Here is a 16,994-nt window from a genome sequence, read left to right as displayed (position 1 = left end):
TATCATTCTTAAGCTGAAAGCTCAGAATTAGAAGCTGTAACCAACGCCAGCGATCCAGGTGCCAACATCAACGTTACGGATACGGCTCTGCTCGTAACCAACGTCAAGTGCCACGTTTTCGATTGGGTTGAACTGCATACCTGCGCCATAGGAGAAACCGTAGTCGCTGGAATCAGATTTTTCGCGGTCTGCGCCAGTTTCCTGGTATTTACCGTAGCCAACACCCACAACACCGTAGATGCTTGCCCAGTCATTCAGACGGAAAGCAGGACCACCAGTCAGACCGTAGTACTGACCTTTGTTGTAGAAACCGTCTACATCATGGTCTTTTTCGGTATAGGTGAAAGAACCGATCCAACCCAGTGGATCGCTGCCGTTTTCATAGCGATACTTCAGGTTGAAGCCGTTAGCTTTGTTAGCAACGCCCTGGTAATCGCTCTGTGCGTAGCCACCGGTAACGGTGCTTTGAGCCATTGCTGAACCCGCTGATACAGCCAGTACACAAGCCAGTGCAGAAAGACATGCAATTTTTTTCATAACCACCTCAAATGTGAAAGTACTTCATCTCCTGACAACGCTAAAAATATAACAAAACTTAGCGAGAAACTCTGCCTTCAAATTGTTGTCCAAGAGAATGTTTGCTGTAACAGGAAGTTAATGACGTTTCATAGGTCATTCTTTTTTCTTATTTTTCCCTTCATCTGCGTGCAACAATTCTCAAAAATAAAAATTCGTTCATTAAGAAAAATCCTAATTAAATCTGACATAACTTTACGCTCGTGGCCCTGAATCGCTCAATTTTTGAGCATAAAAGTTACAGGATATTTTTGATGGCGCGCTTTTTTACCACCCTGTTGCGTTACACTGGCAGCTGAAAACCGCACTGAAAACAGTAAAAGGACTTTCTTCCATTATGTTACCTGCATCTCGCTCTGCTTCGCACTGGCTACCGATTACCGCCTTGCTGATTGCCATGATCTCTATTCAGGGTGGTGCCGCGCTGGCGAAATCCATTTTTCCTCAGGTAGGCGCTACCGGCATCACCGCCATTCGGCTTGGTATTGGCACACTGATCCTCTGCGTTATTTTCAAACCCTGGCGCATGCGCATCAGTCGTCACAATCTGCCGCCGTTGATTATCTATGGCATTGCGCTTGGCGCGATGAATACGCTGTTTTATCTCGCCATCCGCACCGTACCGCTGGGCATTGCGGTGGGTCTGGAATTTATCGGCCCGCTGACGCTGGCGCTGGCCGGTTCACGTCGTCCGCTCGATTTCGTCTGGGTGCTGCTGGCGCTGGTAGGCTTATGGTATCTGCTGCCTTTTGGCGAGGGTCTCAGCGAGATCGATCCGCTGGGTGCGGCGCTGGCTATTGCCGCCGGTGCCTGTTGGGCGATTTACATTGTGTCAGGTCAGCGCGCCGGTAGCGGCCACGGTCCGGCCACCGTGGCGATGGGCTCGGTGATTGCCTCAGTGATTTTTGTGCCAATCGGCCTGGCGTTTGCCGAAAGCGGTTTATGGAGCCTTTCGGTGTTGCCTGTCGCCATTGCCATCGCCATTTTGTGCAGCGCCCTGCCCTATTCGCTGGAAATGGTGGCGTTAACCCGCCTGCCAGCACGGCTGTTTGGCACGCTAATGAGCATCGAACCGGCCATGGCGGCGATTTCGGGCATGCTGTTTCTGGGTGAACTGCTGACACCGGTGCAGTGGCTGGCGCTGTTGGCTATCGTGGTGGCCTCTGCCGGATCGACGCTCACGCTGCGTCCGACAAAAACAGAGCTGAACCAGGTAAAAATTGAATAATTCCTGTTTCGCTTTGGCGTGATCAGATATTTATGGCGTGTCGCAAAATTGTCATTAAATAAGCGCTTTACCGAAGGCATTCTGATTTTGTTAATATTTGTAATTAAGTCAGGTGAGCAGCAGCGCGGATAGATTTATCGGAGCGAGAGAAGATAAATGCTTATTTTTCAGCAAACTAGTTAAAAAACTGCGCCAGAGTAATGAAACTTTGTGACAGAGCAACCTATTATGCCGATAGACAGGAACTTTCCGGCAGGATGCCAAAGCGCTGCTATACTTACCTTCGTGCTTAATTAGGACAACCAACATTAGAGGATATTAATGATGAGTACCGCAAAACTGGTAAAAAATACGTCGTCCGATTTGATCTACACCCGTAATGATGTGGCCGATCAGGATAAGAAAGCCACCATCGAGGTGCTCAATCGTATCGTCGTTGAATTCATTGATCTCTCGCTGATTACCAAGCAGGCGCACTGGAACATGCGCGGCTCTAACTTTATCGGTGTGCATGAGATGCTTGACGGCTTCCGTACCGCGATTACCGATCATCAGGACACCATTGCTGAGCGTGTTGTACAGCTGGGCGGCACCGCACTGGGTACCAGCCAGGTGGTTAACGACAGAACGCCACTGCAGAGCTACCCGCTGAATATTCACAGCGTACAGGATCATCTGAAAGCGCTGGCCGATCGTTACGCCATCGTCGCTAACGATACCCGCAAAGCGATTAATGAAGTAGAAGATGAAGATACCGCTGATATCTTTACCGCCGCTTCCCGCGATCTGGACAAGTTCCTGTGGTTCATTGAATCCAACATCGAATAAGACATTGCTTTACGCAAACTATCGGGCGCCAGTGGCGCCCTTTTTTGTGTCCGTCATTTAGCCTGTTGCCATGCACCAAAACAGACCAGTCGCACTTTACTGGTGACCATTATTGGTGCATTCTCAGAACAATCTGACCAATTCCGTCAGATTATTCCGTTAACCCAATGAAATTGATGCCTTTCTCAAACCTGGCATAACTTTTTCATATGGCTGCAAGCCCATTCGGGCGGTTCGCCCCGAAGGTAATAAGGAAAAATGATGAAGTCACTGTTTAAAGCTACTGTTGCCGCCGCCGCGCTGGCCTTCGCCCTCTCTGCTACCGCAGCGGAAAAGAAACTGGTTGTCGCTACCGATACCGCCTTTGTGCCCTTTGAATTCAAACAGGGTAACAGCTACGTCGGTTTTGATATCGATCTCTGGGATGCTATCGCGAAGCAGCTGAAACTCAGCTATGAGCTAAAGCCGATGGATTTCAGCGGCATCATTCCTGCACTGCAGACCCGCAACGTTGATGTTGCTTTAGCCGGTATCACCATCACTGACGACCGTAAAAAGGCGATCGACTTCTCTGATGGCTATTACAAAAGCGGCCTGACGGTGATGGTACGCAATAACGAAGAGAAAATTCACAGCATCAACGATCTTAACGACAAAGTTGTCGCCGTTAAAAGCGGTACCGGCTCGGTTGATTATGCGAAAAAGAATATTAAATCCAAAGATCTGCGTCAGTTCCCGAACATTGACAGCGCGTACATGGAGTTGGGCACCAACCGTGCTGACGCCGTGCTGCACGATACGCCAAACATCCTTTACTTCATTCATACCGCTGGCAAAGGCCGCTTTAAGGCCGTCGGTGATTCAATCGAGGCGCAGCAATATGGCATCGCCCTGCCAAAAGGCAGCGACGATCTGCGTAACAAGATCAACGGCGCGCTGAAAACGCTGCGCGACAACGGCACCTATAACACCATCTATAAAAAATGGTTCGGTACTGAACCTAAGTAAGTTTGCCGTTTGGCATCTTTAACGACGAGGGCCGCATCGTGCCCTCGCGTTTTTTCACAATTCAAACGGTTTTGGAGTAAACACCATGGAGTTTGACTGGAGCGTCGTCTGGCCAGCGTTACCGCTGCTGATCGAAGGCGCCAAAATGACCCTGCTAATTTCCGTGCTGGGGTTGATTGGCGGCGTGATTATCGGTCTGATCGCCGGTTTTGCCCGCGCTTACGGCGGCTGGCTGAGCCGTAATATTGCGCTGGTTTTTATCGAACTGATTCGCGGCACGCCGATTGTGGTGCAGGTGATGTTTATCTACTTTGCCCTGCCGATGGCGATTCCCGATCTGCGTATCGATCCCTTCTCGGCGGCGGTGGTCACCATTATGATCAACTCCGGCGCCTACATTGCGGAAATTACCCGCGGTGCCGTGCTGTCGATTAACAACGGTTTCCGTGAAGCGGGCCTTGCGCTGGGCCTTTCCCGTCGTGAAACGCTGCGCTATGTCATTATGCCGCTGGCGCTGCGCCGTATGCTGCCGCCGTTGGGCAACCAGTGGATCGTCAGCATCAAGGATACCTCGCTGTTTATCGTGATTGGCGTGGCCGAACTGACGCGTCAGGGACAGGAAATTATCGCGGGTAACTTTCGCGCGCTGGAAATCTGGAGTGCGGTTGCCATCATCTATCTGGTTATTACGCTGGTGCTGAGCTTCGTGCTGCGTCGTATTGAAAAGAGGATGAAAATCCTGTGATTGAATTTAAAAACGTCTCAAAACATTTTGGCCAGACTCAGGTGCTGCACAACATCGATCTGAAAATTAATCAGGGCGAAGTGGTGGTAATTATCGGCCCGTCCGGCTCTGGCAAATCAACCCTGCTGCGCTGCATTAATAAGCTGGAAGAGATCACCAGCGGCGATCTGATCGTTGATGGCATGAAGGTTAACGATCCGCATGTTGATGAACGCCTGATTCGTCAGGAAGCGGGCATGGTGTTTCAGCAGTTTCATCTCTTTCCGCAGATGAGCGCGCTGGATAACGTCGCCTTTGGCCCGATTCGCGTGCGTGGCGCGAAGAAAGCAGAGGCGCACCAGCTGGCAAAAACTCTGCTCGGCAAGGTCGGCCTTGCGGAACGCGCGCACCATTTTCCGTCTGAGCTTTCCGGCGGTCAGCAACAGCGCGTGGCCATTGCCCGTGCGCTGGCGGTGAAGCCGAAGATGATGTTATTTGATGAGCCAACTTCTGCGCTCGATCCTGAACTGCGCCACGAAGTGCTCAAGGTGATGCAGGATCTGGCTGAAGAAGGCATGACCATGGTGATTGTGACGCATGAAGTTGGCTTTGCGCAAAAAGTGGCGAGCCGTCTGATCTTTATCGATAAAGGCCGTATTGCTGAAGATGGCGATCCCGACAGCCTGATCAATAACCCGCCCAGCGACCGCCTGCGCGACTTCCTGCAACACGTTTCCTGATCCTCGCTCTGTGGGCGGTGGCTTTGCGCCGCCGCCCTTTTCTTTATTTTTCAGAATGGTGCAACCCCCTTGCGTCTATACTTCTCCACTGGCGTTATCAGACGCTGCCCAGGAGAAAGGTATGCCGTCTTGTTTCCCACCGCTGTCTGCCGTTCGGTGGTTGCTGTTGGTTATTTTGCTTGGCTGCGGTTTCGCCGCGCAGGCGGTCTCCCTGCCCGCAGCGGCAGTGGGCGCGCAGCAGCAAAAATCGGCCAGCCGCGAATCGACGCCCTCTGAAGAAGATAAAAAAGCGGGCTATGCCGCGCTGGCGGAGATTCTGGAAAATGACAGCGCTCGCCAGCAGTTGGTAAAGCAGCTGCGTGACGCAGGCAGTCAAAAGTCAGAAAGCAGCACCACGCCGGTGATTGTGCCACCGGAACCGGAAGAGAAAACCGTGCTGCAATCGTTGACCGAACTGACGCGCCAGTATGGCGGCGCCTTTGCCAGCCAGTTTGTTCGTTTGCATAACAATATCGTCTCTGCGCCGCATAAGAGCTTTAACAAGAAAACCTTTTTCAACGCGCTAAACCATTTTCTGATGCTGGCGGCGGCGCTGTTTGCCATTTACTGGCTGATGCGCTGGTGCGTGTCGCCGCTGTTTCGCCGTATGGGCCGCTGGGGAAGACGCAATAACCATCAGCGCACCAACTGGCTGCATCTGCCCGTGACTATTCTCGGCGCATTTTTTATCGACCTTGCCCTGCTGGCCGCCGCGTTGTTTATCGGCCAGATCCTCAGCGACAACCTGAACGGCGGCAACCGCACCATCGCTTATCAGCAAGGGCTTTTTCTCAACGCCTTTGCCCTGATTGAATTCTTCAAGACGATTCTGCGGCTGATTTTCTGTCCGCATTATCCCGATCTGCGTTTTTTCCACATCCGCAATCCCAGCGCCTTTTACTGGAACACCCGTCTGAGCTGGCTGAGCGGCGTGATTGGCTACGGGCTGCTGGTCATCGTGCCTATCGTCACCAATCAGGTGAACGTGCAGACCGGCGCGCTGGTTAACGTGGTCATCATGGGATCCATCACCGTCTGGGCGCTGTGGCTGATCATCACCAACAAACGTGACGTGCAGCTGGCGCTGCTGCAACTGGCTGACCGCACCTTAAGCTTTTTCGCTATTTTCATTCGCGCCTTTGCGGTGATCTGGCACTGGCTGGCGGGCGCCTATTTTATCGCGCTGTTCTTCTTCTCAATGTTTAATCCCGGCAACAGCCTGAAATTTATGATGTCGGCAACGGTGCAGAGTCTGGCGATTATTGGCTTCGGCGCCCTGCTTTCCGGCATGCTGACCCGCTGGATCGCCAAGACCATTATCCTTTCACCCGATCTGCGCCGTAACTACCCGCAGCTGCAGCAGCGGGTCAATAGCTGGATTCACGTCTCGCTGAAAGCAGCGCGCATTCTGACGGTGTTTGCGGTCATGTTGCTGCTGCTCAACGCCTGGCATCTGTTCAATCTCTGGGAATGGTTAACGGTTGGCGGGGGTGAAAAGTTGGTGGACGTGATCATTCGCGTGGCGATGATTCTGTTCTTCTCGGCGGTGGGCTGGACGCTGCTCGCCAGCCTGATTGAAAGCCGTCTCGCGTCGGATTCGCACGGTCGGCCAATGCCGAGCGCGCGCACCCGCACGCTGTTAACGCTGTTTCGCAACGCGCTGGCGGTGGTAATCAGCACCATTACCATTATGATTTTGCTGTCGGAGATTGGCGTGAATATTGCGCCACTGTTGGCGGGTGCCGGGGCGCTGGGTCTGGCGGTCTCTTTCGGCTCGCAAACGCTGGTTAAGGATATTATTACCGGCATTTTTATCCAGTTTGAAAACGGCATGAACACCGGCGATCTGGTCACCATCGGCGCCATTACCGGCACGGTGGAACGCATGTCGATCCGCTCGGTCGGTGTGCGGCAAGATACCGGCGCCTATCACATCATTCCGTGGTCATCGATCACCACCTTCGCCAACTTTGTGCGCGGTATCGGTTCGTTTGTCGCCAACTATGATGTCGATCGCAGCGAAGAGAGCGATCGTGTCAATGCCACCTTGCAGGCTGCGGTGAAGGCGCTGATGGAAAATGAGGAGATTCGCGGCATGGTGATTGGTGAGCCGAATTTTGCCGGTCTGGTGGGATTAACCAACCAGGCGTTTACCGTGCGCGTGTCGTTTACCACACAGCCGCTCAAGCAGTGGACGGTGCGTTTTGCGCTCGATGAGCAGGTGAAGAAGCATTTTGACGCCGCGGGCATCAAGCCGCCGCATCAAACCGTTGAGGTCATGCAGACCGGCACCGATGTTGCCGGTGCCGCTGCTGCGCTGCCTCCGCCGGCATAAACGCGGCAGCGGTCGATCAAGCCGTGGGTTTGGTCAGGCGTTTGGCGCGCGTGCCCTTATCCATAAAGCTCCAGGCGATAAAGCGGCTCTGCTTCTGGCCCTGCGCCATGTCGATAATGCGCACCTCGGCGACATCGAGCTCGCGCAGCTGGTCGCGCAGCGCGGGCAAATGCTCTTTACGTGAAACCAGCGAGGTGAACCAGATGCACTGACGGGCAAAATCGACGCTCTCGGTAATCATCTGCGCGATAAACGCCTGCTCACCACCTTCGCACCACAGCTCATGCTGCTGCCCGCCAAAGTTAAGCGGCGCGCTGCTTTTCTGGCCGAGATTGCGCTGTTTACGCGAACTGCCTTCCTGTGCCGCTTCGGCTGACGCGTGGAACGGTGGATTGCAGATCGTGGCGTGATAAAACTCATTCTTGTGGATCACGCCGTTCAGGATGGCGTTATCCAGCTTCTGCCGACGCAGACGGATGCTGCGCTGCAAACCAGGATTAGCCGCCACGATGGCGTTAGCCGCACGTAATGCGGGCTCGCTGACTTCGGTGCCGGTGAAGCGCCAGCCATATTCCGCCTGGCCAATCAGCGGATAGATGCAGTTGGCGCCGCAGCCGATATCCAGCACGTTGCAGTGCGTCGGCACACTGTTGCCGTGATCTTCCGCCAGCAGATCGGCAAGATGGTGCAGGTAATCGGCACGTCCCGGCACCGGCGGACAGAGAAAGCCGTCGGGAAGGGTCCAGTGCGCGACGCCATAAAAGTGGTGCAGCAACGCCTGATTCAGCGCCTTCACCGCCTCGGGATCGGCAAAATCGATCGAGGTATCGCCCCAGGTGTTAACGGCGATTTTCTCGCCCAATGGCGGATGGGTGGCAACCAGCGCGCTGAAATCGTAGCGCTGGCGATGGCGGTTGCGCGGGTGTAATCCGCTCTTTTCTGCTGTGTTTTTCATCGGCTTCCCTTGGCTGGAGGCGCGTAAGATACCCGTATTGGAAAAATGCGTAAACAATTGGCGGCTATTTTCCTGTGAGAATCGGTCTACTATAAACATAACTATTTGAAAAGAGGTGCTTATGTCACATCAACGCTATTCCTATCAGCCGCGCGCCGGTCACGGCCTGCCGCACGATCCGCTGAACGCCATCGTCGGGCCGCGTCCTATCGGCTGGATCAGCTCCACCAGCAGCAGCGGCGCGCGTAACCTGGCACCTTACAGCTTTTTTAACTGCTTCAATTATCAGCCGCCAATCATCGGTTTTGCCAGCACCGGCTGGAAAGACAGCGTGCGCAATATCACCGAAACCAAAGCTTTTGTCTGGAATCTGGCGACGCGTCCGCTGGCCGAGGCGATGAACGAGAGTTCAGCGTCGATTGCTCACGATGAAGATGAGTTTGCGTTGGCAGGACTGACGCCGCTGCCCGCTTCGCAGATCGATGTCAGCATGGTTGCGGAAAGCCCGGTTAACTTTGAATGTCGACTGACGCAATGCATTCAGTTAACGGATATGAACGGTGAGCAGGTTCCGACCTGGCTTATCCTTGGCGAAGTGGTCGCGGTGCACATCGCCACCTCCTTGCTGGAAGAGGGCATTTATCAGACGGCGAAGGCGCAGCCGATCCTGCGCGCCGGCGGGCCGAGCGCCTATTACGGTATCAGCGAAGATCAGCGTTTCGATCTGGTGCGCCCGGATGCCCGCAAACCCTGAGCCGGTTGCACAGTAATTCTGAATAACAAAATGAAATGCTTTGAATTTCGTTATATGCCGTTAGCGCTATACTGTTTGTCGGGTGCGGAACCTCGCGCCTTACCTTCATGCTGTGTCTCGAATCAGCCGAAAGCGTGCTTTCGGCTTTTTTGCGTCCCGGCTCCCGCTTTTGTCGTGGACGACCAGCAGCAAAACCCTCTACAGTTAAGCCAGCCTGTTGCGGTTATCGCAGTCACTTTATGAGGATTTCCATGTCTGTTCCTGACACCCTGATCAAGGAAGCCACCGCCTGGCGTCATCAGCTTCACGCCTGGCCTGAACTGGGCTACAACGAGCAGCGCACCGCCGATCTGGTGGCGCAGCAGCTGACTGCTTTGGGATTACAGGTTCATCGTGGCCTGGGCGGTACCGGCGTGATCGGTACGCTGGAAAACGGCCCCGGCCCGGTGATCGGATTGCGTGCTGATATGGACGCCCTGCCCATCACCGAACTCGGCACCTCAGCCTGGCAGTCGCAGCAACCGGGCGTCATGCACGCCTGCGGTCACGACGGCCATACCGCTATTTTACTGGCCGCCGCTACGCTGCTGGCCCAAACCCGGCGGTTTAGCGGCACGGTGCACTTTATTTTTCAGCCCGCCGAAGAGAATCTCGGTGGTGCACGTCGCATGGTCGAAGAAGGCCTGTTTACGTTTTTCCCGATGGATGCCATCTATGCGATGCACAACTGGCCCGGCCTGCCCGCTGGCGATCTGGCAGTGAACAGCGGTGCGATGATGGCCTCGCTGGATGCTTTTGCCATTACGCTGACCGGCACCAGCTGCCACGCGGCGATGCCAGAAAGCGGCGCCGATCCGGTGGTGGCCGCCGCCGAGCTGGTGCTGGCGTTGCAGACTATCCCGGCGCGTCGCCTGTCGCCGCTGGCGTCGGCGGTGGTCAGCATTACCCAGATCAACGGCGGTGAAGCGATCAACGTCATTCCGGAGCGCGTCCAGCTGCGTGGCACGGTGCGCTGTTTACAGGCGGATGTGCGTCAAAAGGTGCGTGGGCTGATTGAAGATTTTGTCAACAATCTGCCGCAGCCGTTTGGCGTGACCGGCGAGATCGAATGGCTACCGGGCTATCCGGTTACCCACAATCATGCGGTGCAGGCTGAGCAAGTGCGCGATGTGGCGCTGAGCACGCTGGGTGCCGATCGCGTCCACTGGCAGGTCAATCCGTCGATGGCGTCAGAAGATTTCGCCTGCATGCTGCAGCACTGTCCAGGCGCCTATTTCTGGCTCGGTGCCGATGGCGCCACGCCGTCGCGTCCGCTGCACAACGCTTTCTATGATTTCAACGACCAGCTTATCGGCGACGGCATCGCCTTTTGGCAGCAGCTGGTTGAGCAGCTATTGCCGGTCAGCCGCTGATTAAAAACCGGACGGTCAACCGACCGTCCTCAAGCTTTAGCCATAAGTTCGTTGACCCCTCTGCTATTCCTCGCCATCATCCTGCGCATTCATTTGTCACTTTGGAAAACGGTTGTGGCCAGCCTCAGCAATCAGTTACTGCAGCAAATTCTTGATGATGTGCGTCCACTTATTGCGCAGGGGCGCGTCGCCGATTACATCCCGGCACTGTCGACGGTAGCGCCGGATTATCTTGGCATCGCGGTTTGCACGCTGGACGGTCAGCTCTGGCAGGCAGGCGATGCGGATGAACGTTTCTCTATTCAGTCGATCTCCAAAGTGCTGTCGCTGGCGCTGGCACAGACGCGCTATCAGGAGAGTGAAATCTGGCAGCGGGTGGGCAAAGATCCCTCGGGCCAGCCGTTTAATTCGCTGGTTCAGCTGGAGCTGGAAAAAGGCAAGCCGCGCAATCCGTTTATTAATGCGGGCGCGCTGGTGATCTGTGACATGCTGGAAACTCGACTTACCGCCCCGCGTCAGCGCATGCTGGAAGTGGTGCGTTCACTGGCGCAACAGCCGGATATTCAGTATGACCGCCAGGTGGCACGCTCGGAGTTTGAGCATTCAGCGCGTAACGCGGCGATTGCCTGGCTGATGAAGGCGTTTGGTAACTTTGATAACGATGTCGCTACCGTACTGCAAACCTACTTTCACTACTGTTCGCTGTCGATGAGCTGCACTGAGCTGGCACGCTGCTTCGCCTTTCTGGCAAATCAGGGGCGCGATCTCAGCGGCGAGCTGGCGATTATCACGCCGCGGCAAACCAAACATATCAACGCGCTAATGATGACCAGCGGCATGTATGACGGCGCCGGCGAATTTGCCTGGCGCGTCGGCCTGCCGGCGAAATCGGGCGTCGGCGGCGGCATTGTCGCGATCGTACCGGGTGAAATGAGCATTGCGGTCTGGTCGCCCGCGCTGGATGCCTCGGGCAATTCGCTGGCGGGCGTGGCGGCGCTGGAAATGCTGGCGGAGAAGCTTAACCGCTCGCTGTTTTAATCTTGCCAGGTTGCGCGCTGAGCGCGGTCAGGCTTAAAAACCGGCTACCGTCAACTGCTCCAGCGCGCCATCCAGCGTATTGCTGCGGCCGGTGGCAACGTAGCAGCAGGCAATTTGCAGGCGCAGCGATTGCGGTAACGGACGACGTTGCGCCAGCACATCGTCAATCCATGCTGCGGTCACCGCCGCCGCTTTACTTTCCGGCAGCACTTCCGCGCACTCTGCCTGACGGGTAATTAACTGTTCAGCTTCTGCGCCGCTGCCGCGGATCAGGTTAATCGCCGGACAGCGCAGCGGGCTGGCATAGACCTCGCCTTCGGTGCCGTTCAGCAATAATCCCAGACCGCCAATCTCACTGAAAAACTTCGCCACGCGCGGCACATATTCCGGATGCGACACGCTGGCAATCCGCAGCGCCGCCATATCATCAAACGGCGTCGCCAGCTTGGCCAGCGTGTGCGCGCTGTTACGCACGCCCATGCGCCAGCGCAGCGCCAGCTGTTTTGCCATTGCCGGGGCAAAGGTTTCTACCGTCATAAACAGCAGCTCGCCGCGATCCAGCGTTGCCTGCGCGCTGGCCGCATCAGTTACCGGCTTAACGCCCAGCTCAGCGAACACCGCCTCGCTGGTGACGCGCGTGATATCGTCGCTGACGCCATGCACCACCACCGGAAAGCCCAGCCGGGAGAGCAGCATCGCCAACAGCGGCGTAAGATTGCCCTGACGGCGCGCCCCGTTATAGCTGGGAATGACAATCGGCATCGGCTGACCGGCTGGCGGCGTCAGACGTAGCACGCGCTCCTGCATCGCCTGATAAAATCCGCGCATCTCCTCTTCGCCTTCGCCTTTAATACGCAGCGCGATCAGGATAGTGCCCAGCTCCAGCGCAGGCACCTCGTCATCGAGCATCGCGCGATAAAGCGCCAGCGCGGTCTCCTGATCCATATCGCGCGCATGGTTTTTACCGCGCCCGATCTCTTTAATGATTTTGTTATATTCCATCATCTCTGCTCCTGCCTGAAAGGCGGCATCGCCGCCAGCATGACGTTAACTTTTTGCCCGTTTACGTTTAACCGGCTTCTTTTTAGTGGCGGTGACGGCGGCCGCGGCGGCCACTTCCGGCTGCTCAATGGGGAAGACCGGCAGTGCGGCCAATAGCCGTGAACCGTAAGCTTTCGCCAGCAAGCGACGATCGTAGATCACGACTTCGCCGGTACAGTCATGGCTGCGGATCAGCCTGCCAACCTGTTGAATCAGGGTAAAAGAGGCGCTCGGCAAACTCTGCACTTCAAACGGATAACGGCGCAAGCTTTTCAGCCACTCACCTTCGGTCAAAATTACCGGACTGTCCACCGGCGGAAAAGCGATTTTATGAATATGCACCTGCGTCAGCAGTTCACCCTTGAGATCCAGCCCTTCGGCGAACGATTGCAGCCCAACCAGAATGCTGGTTTTGCCTTCGCGCACCCGCTTACGGTGCAGCTCAACCAGCCGCGATCGCGGTTGATCGCCCTGCGCCAGAATGATCAGCCGCAGCGAACTGACGTGGGTCAGAAATTGCTGCATAGCGCGGTTGCTGGCGAACAGCACCAGCACGCCTTTGTGCTGATTATCGGCGATCTGGCTATGGAAAAAGCGTGCCATCTCGGCGATGTGGTTCGCTTCGTTAGCCAGCGTCGGTTCATGCTGCATCTGTGGGATAATCAGCTTGCCCTGTTCACAGTGGTTAAACGGCGAGTCGAGCGCGACAAAGCGGTCGTCCGCTTTCTCACTGAGGCCAGACATCTCCTGCAGGCGGGTAAAGCTGTTCAGCGATCGCAGCGTGGCGGAGGTCACTACCACGTGTGGCACTTTGCGCCACAGCAGCTTTTCCAGCTGATCGCTGACGCGAATGCCCGCGCAGTGCATGATCAAATGCGGATTGCCTTCGCGCAGTTCACGCGTCAGCCATTTTGATACCGGCGCGTTAGAGGCTTTTTCCATTGCCGCCAGTCGCCATAGCTTGCTCACCGACTCAAACCAGCCCAGCGTGCGGTTCATCTGAATCATGGTGCGGTGCAGGCGCACCACGTCAAACTGACCGGTTTTATCGCTGAGATCGTTGAGCAGGCCTTCCGCCAGCCCGCGCAGCGCATCCATCAGCTTGAACAGCCGGGCGCAGAGCGACAGCAGCTCTTCGGGCAGCTCGCCCATTTCAAAGCGATATTCCCCTTCCTGCTGGCCCGCGGGCAGCAGCGGCAGCAGGTGCTGTGACAGCTCGTTGAGCAGCTCGCGCACGCTTTCGCAGTGGCCTTTCAGGCGCTCAACGTTGCTAAGTGGCGGCGGGGATTTTGGGCGAAACTGCGCCATTACCTGCTCCACCAGCCGCACAAACAGATCGAGCTGCAGGCTGGTCCAGCCGGGGGTAATTTCGGCGCTCATCTCCAGCGCATCGCGCGCCACTTCCGGCAGATGATGACCTTCGTCGAGCACCAGCAACAGATTTTTGGCCGGCGGCAGCACCGATTCCGTCTCCAGCGCGGCCATCACCAGCGCATGGTTAGCCACCACCACATCTGCCTGTTCGATCTCACGCCGCGCCACGAAATAGGGACATTCGCGGTACCACTGGCAGTGATGCCCAAGGCAGTTGGTTTTATCGGTGCTCAGGCGCTGCCAGAGACCGTTATCGATAGCATCGTCCGCGTGATCGCGCAGGCCATCCCACTGATGGCGGTTCAGCGATTTTTCCAGTTTGGTACAGAGCGCCCGCTCATCTTTACTGGCGGTCATGTTGTCGTCGAGGAACAGCAGCAGATCGCCCTGCTGCTCACTGTCGGTGGCGAGTGCGGAGAGGTTACGCGGGCAGACGTAGCGGCCCCGGCCAAAGGCGGCGGTAAACTTCAAATCAGGGATGATTTTCTTCAGCAATGGCAGATCTTTGCTGAAGATCTGATCCTGCAGCGCCACGTTGGCGGTGCTGATCACCAGCAGCTTCTCTTCGGCGCGACTGACGGCGATGCCCGGAATAAGATAGGAGAGCGTTTTGCCGACGCCGGTTGGCGCTTCAATCGCCAGATGGCGCCCGCCGTCGCCCGCCAGCGTTTTTGCCACTTCGGCAATCATCTGGCGCTGCGGCGCACGGGGTATGAAATCGGGAACCTGCTGCTGGAGCGCTTTATACCACTGGCCGATTTCTGCTTTGAGCGCCGGAGTTAACGCCATAATCACCACTAACTAAAAAAATGTGGCCTGTATTTTTACACAGTATGCAGAATGAGTCAGCCGCAATATCCGCTTTATCGAGCGTGCTTCAGGAAATCCCCGGCGCGGCGGTTTTGTACATCAGCGTGGTCGCGTCAAAGGCGCCCATCGTCGATTGCGCATAGTCTGGGATCTCGCCAGCAATTTGCCAGCCAAGTGAAAGATAGAGTGCGGTGGCCGGATCGCCGCTGCGCGTGTCCAGCACCAGCAGCGACAGCGATTTTTCCCACGCCGCCTGTTCCGCCCGCTGCATCAGTTCACGCGCAATGCCTTGCCGCCGCGCCTGTGGGTGCACCATCAGCTTGGCGACTTCAGCACGGTGGCGGCCATTGGGCATCATGCTCTGGGCCAGCGTGACGGTGCCCACTACCTTGCCTTCATGGCACGCCAGCCAGATGCGCCGTTCGCCACGCTCAAGGCTTTCCAGCGCGCCGAGCCAGAAACGGACGATGGCGTCGCCATCACTGGCGTCAATAAAACCAATGCTGGCACCGTCCGCCACGCAAGCGATGGTGAGCCGACAGATATCTCCAAACTGCTGTTTCGCCTCATCGGCATGAATTTCGGCATACTCGATCATGATTTGCATATCACCAGAAGGTAGTGCGCGTCCTGTGCGGATGGCGCGTGAAAAGAAGACGAACCGCTCAAATGAAAACGCAGGCAATCCCCGGCGTGTAGATGCCATTGCTGTTCTGACATGCGAATGACCAGTTCCCCGGAAAGCAGCCAGATATGCTGCTCCATGCCGGTCACCGGCGGCGCGTGATAGTCAATCAGCGCTCCGGCGCGCAGCTCACCCTCAATCAGTTCCGCCTGAAAATCGCTGGCAGGCGGTGAGACAGTGCGACGAATAAATCCGCTCTCGGCATCCTGCCACAGCGGCTGCTGCTCACGCGGCAGCCAGAGCGGCGCCCGCGATTCCACCTCGCTTAGCAGACGTGACATCGTCATGCCATAGGCGACACAGAGTCGGTTCAGCAGCGCCGCGGTTGGGCTGGTTTCAGCGCGCTCAATTCGCGACAGCGTGGCGCGGCTGATACCGGTGATGGACGCCAGATTTTCCAGCGACCAGCCTTGTGCAATGCGCAGTTCCGTCAGGCGCGCAGCCAGCGGGCGATCCAGTAAATCCACCGTTAATTCTCACTTTTGGAATATTTTCTCATTTATGAGATCTACCCTTTAATACGCATGGGGTCAAGTTGTACAGTTAAAAAAGGATTGTACAACTTGCCTGGCTCCGCTAAGGTTACTGGATAGCAAGAGATGACGAGGAATTATGGCTATCTATAGCATCGGTGATGTGGCTGAACGTTGCGGGATCAACCCGGTAACGTTGCGCGCGTGGCAGCGCCGTTATGGCCTGTTAAAGCCCCAACGCACAGAGGGCGGCCATCGTCAGTTTGATGATGAAGATGTGCAGCGTATCGAAGAGATTAAGCGCTGGATGGAAAGCGGCGTGCCGGTAGGCAAAGTACGGGCGCTGCTGGATGGCGAAAATGTGCGGGTACACGACGGCTGGACCACGCTGCAAGAGGAGTTGATGAGCGTGCTGCGCCATGCCAGACCCTCAAAACTGCGCGCCAAAGTAGCGGCTATTGGTCGCGAAAATCCGATTGATGCGCTGATCGACCACGTTTATATGCCGGTGCGTCAGCGGCTTGGTCTTGATCAAAACACTGCACGCACCATGTGCAGTCTGCTCGATGGCGTGCTGATCGATTATGTTGCGTTCTGCCTGACTGGCGTGCGCAAGAAAGCGGGCAAAGACGCGTTGTTGATTGGATGGGGCGCAGAAGATCGTACGCGCATCTGGTTAGAAGCCTGGCGGCTGTCGCAGAGCGGCTGGCGGATTGACGTGCTGGCAGAACCGCTCGACATACTGCGTCCGGAACTTTTTCCTGGCCAACAACTGTTTGTCTGGACCGAAAAGAAGATGACGCGGCGTCAGCTCGAACAGCTTGAGCAGTGGCAACAACTCGGTTTTTCCATCACTCCTCACGGCAACTAAGCCTGCACGCCAGCGGCGGGCTTTTCTTCTTCTGATACTTCGCAATAAAAATGCACGGTTTTTTATTTGGGCGCGACGCGCCTAACGCGCTATCATTTGCCCT

General features: G+C 56.1%; 16 protein-coding genes. 10 read left to right on the top strand and 6 right to left on the bottom strand.

Features of this window, described 5'->3' with window-relative positions:
• Positions 1 to 27: 27 nt before the first annotated feature.
• Positions 28 to 537 carry an outer membrane protein OmpX gene (gene ompX, locus EM595_RS06065; RefSeq protein WP_067429030.1) on the bottom strand — a complete coding sequence of 170 codons (510 nt, stop codon included), beginning with the start codon at positions 535 to 537 and terminating at the stop codon, positions 28 to 30.
• Between the two features lie 376 nt (positions 538 to 913).
• Here ompX and rhtA point away from each other — a divergent pair, with 376 nt between their 5' ends.
• From rhtA to ybiO, 6 genes are all read left to right on the top strand, one after another.
• On the top strand, positions 914 to 1,804 hold the full coding sequence (gene rhtA, locus EM595_RS06060) for a threonine/homoserine exporter RhtA (RefSeq protein WP_067429028.1): 891 nt from the start codon (positions 914 to 916) through the stop codon (positions 1,802 to 1,804).
• Between the two features lie 324 nt (positions 1,805 to 2,128).
• Positions 2,129 to 2,632: a DNA starvation/stationary phase protection protein Dps gene (gene dps / locus EM595_RS06055; RefSeq protein WP_067429026.1), complete on the top strand. Its 504-nt coding sequence runs from the start codon at positions 2,129 to 2,131 to the stop codon at positions 2,630 to 2,632.
• A gap of 261 nt (positions 2,633 to 2,893) precedes the next feature.
• The gene (gene glnH / locus EM595_RS06050; protein ID WP_067429016.1) at positions 2,894 to 3,640 is read left to right on the top strand and encodes a glutamine ABC transporter substrate-binding protein GlnH; all 747 of its coding nucleotides are present in this window, start codon (positions 2,894 to 2,896) and stop codon (positions 3,638 to 3,640) included.
• 85 nt (positions 3,641 to 3,725) lie between these two features.
• Entirely contained in the window at positions 3,726 to 4,385 is a 660-nt protein-coding gene (glnP, locus tag EM595_RS06045; protein ID WP_067429014.1) for a glutamine ABC transporter permease GlnP, read from the top strand.
• Positions 4,382 to 5,104: a glutamine ABC transporter ATP-binding protein GlnQ gene (gene glnQ / locus EM595_RS06040; protein WP_067429010.1), complete on the top strand. Its 723-nt coding sequence runs from the start codon at positions 4,382 to 4,384 to the stop codon at positions 5,102 to 5,104. The genes glnP and glnQ overlap by 4 nt, the downstream gene beginning before the upstream one ends.
• Before the next feature lie 121 nt (positions 5,105 to 5,225).
• A complete protein-coding gene (gene ybiO, locus EM595_RS06035) occupies positions 5,226 to 7,478 on the top strand; it encodes a mechanosensitive channel protein (protein WP_067429006.1) in 2,253 nt (750 codons plus the stop codon).
• Between the two features lie 16 nt (positions 7,479 to 7,494).
• Here the strand turns inward: ybiO and rlmF are convergent, their stop codons facing one another.
• Positions 7,495 to 8,433: a 23S rRNA (adenine(1618)-N(6))-methyltransferase RlmF gene (gene rlmF, locus EM595_RS06030; protein WP_067429004.1), complete on the bottom strand. Its 939-nt coding sequence runs from the start codon at positions 8,431 to 8,433 to the stop codon at positions 7,495 to 7,497.
• Between the two features lie 121 nt (positions 8,434 to 8,554).
• On the opposite strand from rlmF, the gene EM595_RS06025 reads away from it, so the two are divergent.
• The 3 genes from EM595_RS06025 (at position 8,555) to glsB (ending at position 11,637) form a co-directional block, all read left to right on the top strand.
• The gene (locus EM595_RS06025) at positions 8,555 to 9,187 is read left to right on the top strand and encodes a flavin reductase family protein (protein ID WP_067428998.1); all 633 of its coding nucleotides are present in this window, start codon (positions 8,555 to 8,557) and stop codon (positions 9,185 to 9,187) included.
• A gap of 251 nt (positions 9,188 to 9,438) precedes the next feature.
• Entirely contained in the window at positions 9,439 to 10,599 is a 1,161-nt protein-coding gene (locus EM595_RS06020) for a M20 aminoacylase family protein (RefSeq protein WP_067428996.1), read from the top strand.
• A 114-nt stretch (positions 10,600 to 10,713) separates the two neighbouring features.
• Positions 10,714 to 11,637, top strand: a complete 924-nt coding sequence (gene glsB, locus EM595_RS06015) for a glutaminase B (RefSeq protein WP_067428994.1) — start codon at positions 10,714 to 10,716, stop codon at positions 11,635 to 11,637.
• Between the two features lie 33 nt (positions 11,638 to 11,670).
• Here glsB and ybiB read toward each other — a convergent pair whose 3' ends face one another.
• From ybiB to EM595_RS05995, 4 genes are all read right to left on the bottom strand, one after another.
• The gene (gene ybiB / locus EM595_RS06010) at positions 11,671 to 12,639 is read right to left on the bottom strand and encodes a DNA-binding protein YbiB (protein ID WP_067435221.1); all 969 of its coding nucleotides are present in this window, start codon (positions 12,637 to 12,639) and stop codon (positions 11,671 to 11,673) included.
• A gap of 45 nt (positions 12,640 to 12,684) precedes the next feature.
• A complete protein-coding gene (dinG, locus tag EM595_RS06005) occupies positions 12,685 to 14,841 on the bottom strand; it encodes an ATP-dependent DNA helicase DinG (RefSeq protein WP_067428992.1) in 2,157 nt (718 codons plus the stop codon).
• An 88-nt stretch (positions 14,842 to 14,929) separates the two neighbouring features.
• A complete protein-coding gene (locus EM595_RS06000; RefSeq protein WP_067435218.1) occupies positions 14,930 to 15,460 on the bottom strand; it encodes a GNAT family N-acetyltransferase in 531 nt (176 codons plus the stop codon).
• Complete coding sequence (locus EM595_RS05995; protein ID WP_067428990.1) at positions 15,457 to 16,014, bottom strand: helix-turn-helix domain-containing protein; 558 nt, start codon at positions 16,012 to 16,014, stop codon at positions 15,457 to 15,459. The genes EM595_RS06000 and EM595_RS05995 overlap by 4 nt, the downstream gene beginning before the upstream one ends.
• A gap of 145 nt (positions 16,015 to 16,159) precedes the next feature.
• Here EM595_RS05995 and EM595_RS05990 point away from each other — a divergent pair, with 145 nt between their 5' ends.
• Positions 16,160 to 16,891 carry a MerR family transcriptional regulator gene (locus tag EM595_RS05990; RefSeq protein ID WP_067428988.1) on the top strand — a complete coding sequence of 244 codons (732 nt, stop codon included), beginning with the start codon at positions 16,160 to 16,162 and terminating at the stop codon, positions 16,889 to 16,891.
• Positions 16,892 to 16,994 lie beyond the last annotated feature (103 nt).

The sequence above is a fragment of the Duffyella gerundensis genome (assembly GCF_001517405.1).
In the GTDB taxonomy this organism is placed as follows: Bacteria; Pseudomonadota; Gammaproteobacteria; order Enterobacterales; family Enterobacteriaceae; genus Duffyella; species Duffyella gerundensis.
The sequence above is the reverse complement of the archived record's forward strand: the minus strand, read 5'-3'. Positions and strand labels throughout refer to the sequence as shown.

Excerpts from the sequence above, each read along its gene's own strand:
- ompX (WP_067429030.1), bottom strand. The coding sequence starts at position 537 with ATGAAAAAAATTGCATGTCTTTCTGCACTGGCTTGTGTACTGGCTGTA.
- rhtA (WP_067429028.1), top strand. The coding sequence starts at position 914 with ATGTTACCTGCATCTCGCTCTGCTTCGCACTGGCTACCGATTACCGCC.
- dps (WP_067429026.1), top strand. The coding sequence starts at position 2,129 with ATGAGTACCGCAAAACTGGTAAAAAATACGTCGTCCGATTTGATCTAC.
- glnH (WP_067429016.1), top strand. The coding sequence starts at position 2,894 with ATGAAGTCACTGTTTAAAGCTACTGTTGCCGCCGCCGCGCTGGCCTTC.
- glnP (WP_067429014.1), top strand. The coding sequence starts at position 3,726 with ATGGAGTTTGACTGGAGCGTCGTCTGGCCAGCGTTACCGCTGCTGATC.
- ybiO (WP_067429006.1), top strand. The coding sequence starts at position 5,226 with ATGCCGTCTTGTTTCCCACCGCTGTCTGCCGTTCGGTGGTTGCTGTTG.
- rlmF (WP_067429004.1), bottom strand. The coding sequence starts at position 8,433 with ATGAAAAACACAGCAGAAAAGAGCGGATTACACCCGCGCAACCGCCAT.
- EM595_RS06025 (WP_067428998.1), top strand. The coding sequence starts at position 8,555 with ATGTCACATCAACGCTATTCCTATCAGCCGCGCGCCGGTCACGGCCTG.
- EM595_RS06020 (WP_067428996.1), top strand. The coding sequence starts at position 9,439 with ATGTCTGTTCCTGACACCCTGATCAAGGAAGCCACCGCCTGGCGTCAT.
- ybiB (WP_067435221.1), bottom strand. The coding sequence starts at position 12,639 with ATGGAATATAACAAAATCATTAAAGAGATCGGGCGCGGTAAAAACCAT.
- dinG (WP_067428992.1), bottom strand. The coding sequence starts at position 14,841 with ATGGCGTTAACTCCGGCGCTCAAAGCAGAAATCGGCCAGTGGTATAAA.
- EM595_RS06000 (WP_067435218.1), bottom strand. The coding sequence starts at position 15,460 with ATGATCGAGTATGCCGAAATTCATGCCGATGAGGCGAAACAGCAGTTT.
- EM595_RS05990 (WP_067428988.1), top strand. The coding sequence starts at position 16,160 with ATGGCTATCTATAGCATCGGTGATGTGGCTGAACGTTGCGGGATCAAC.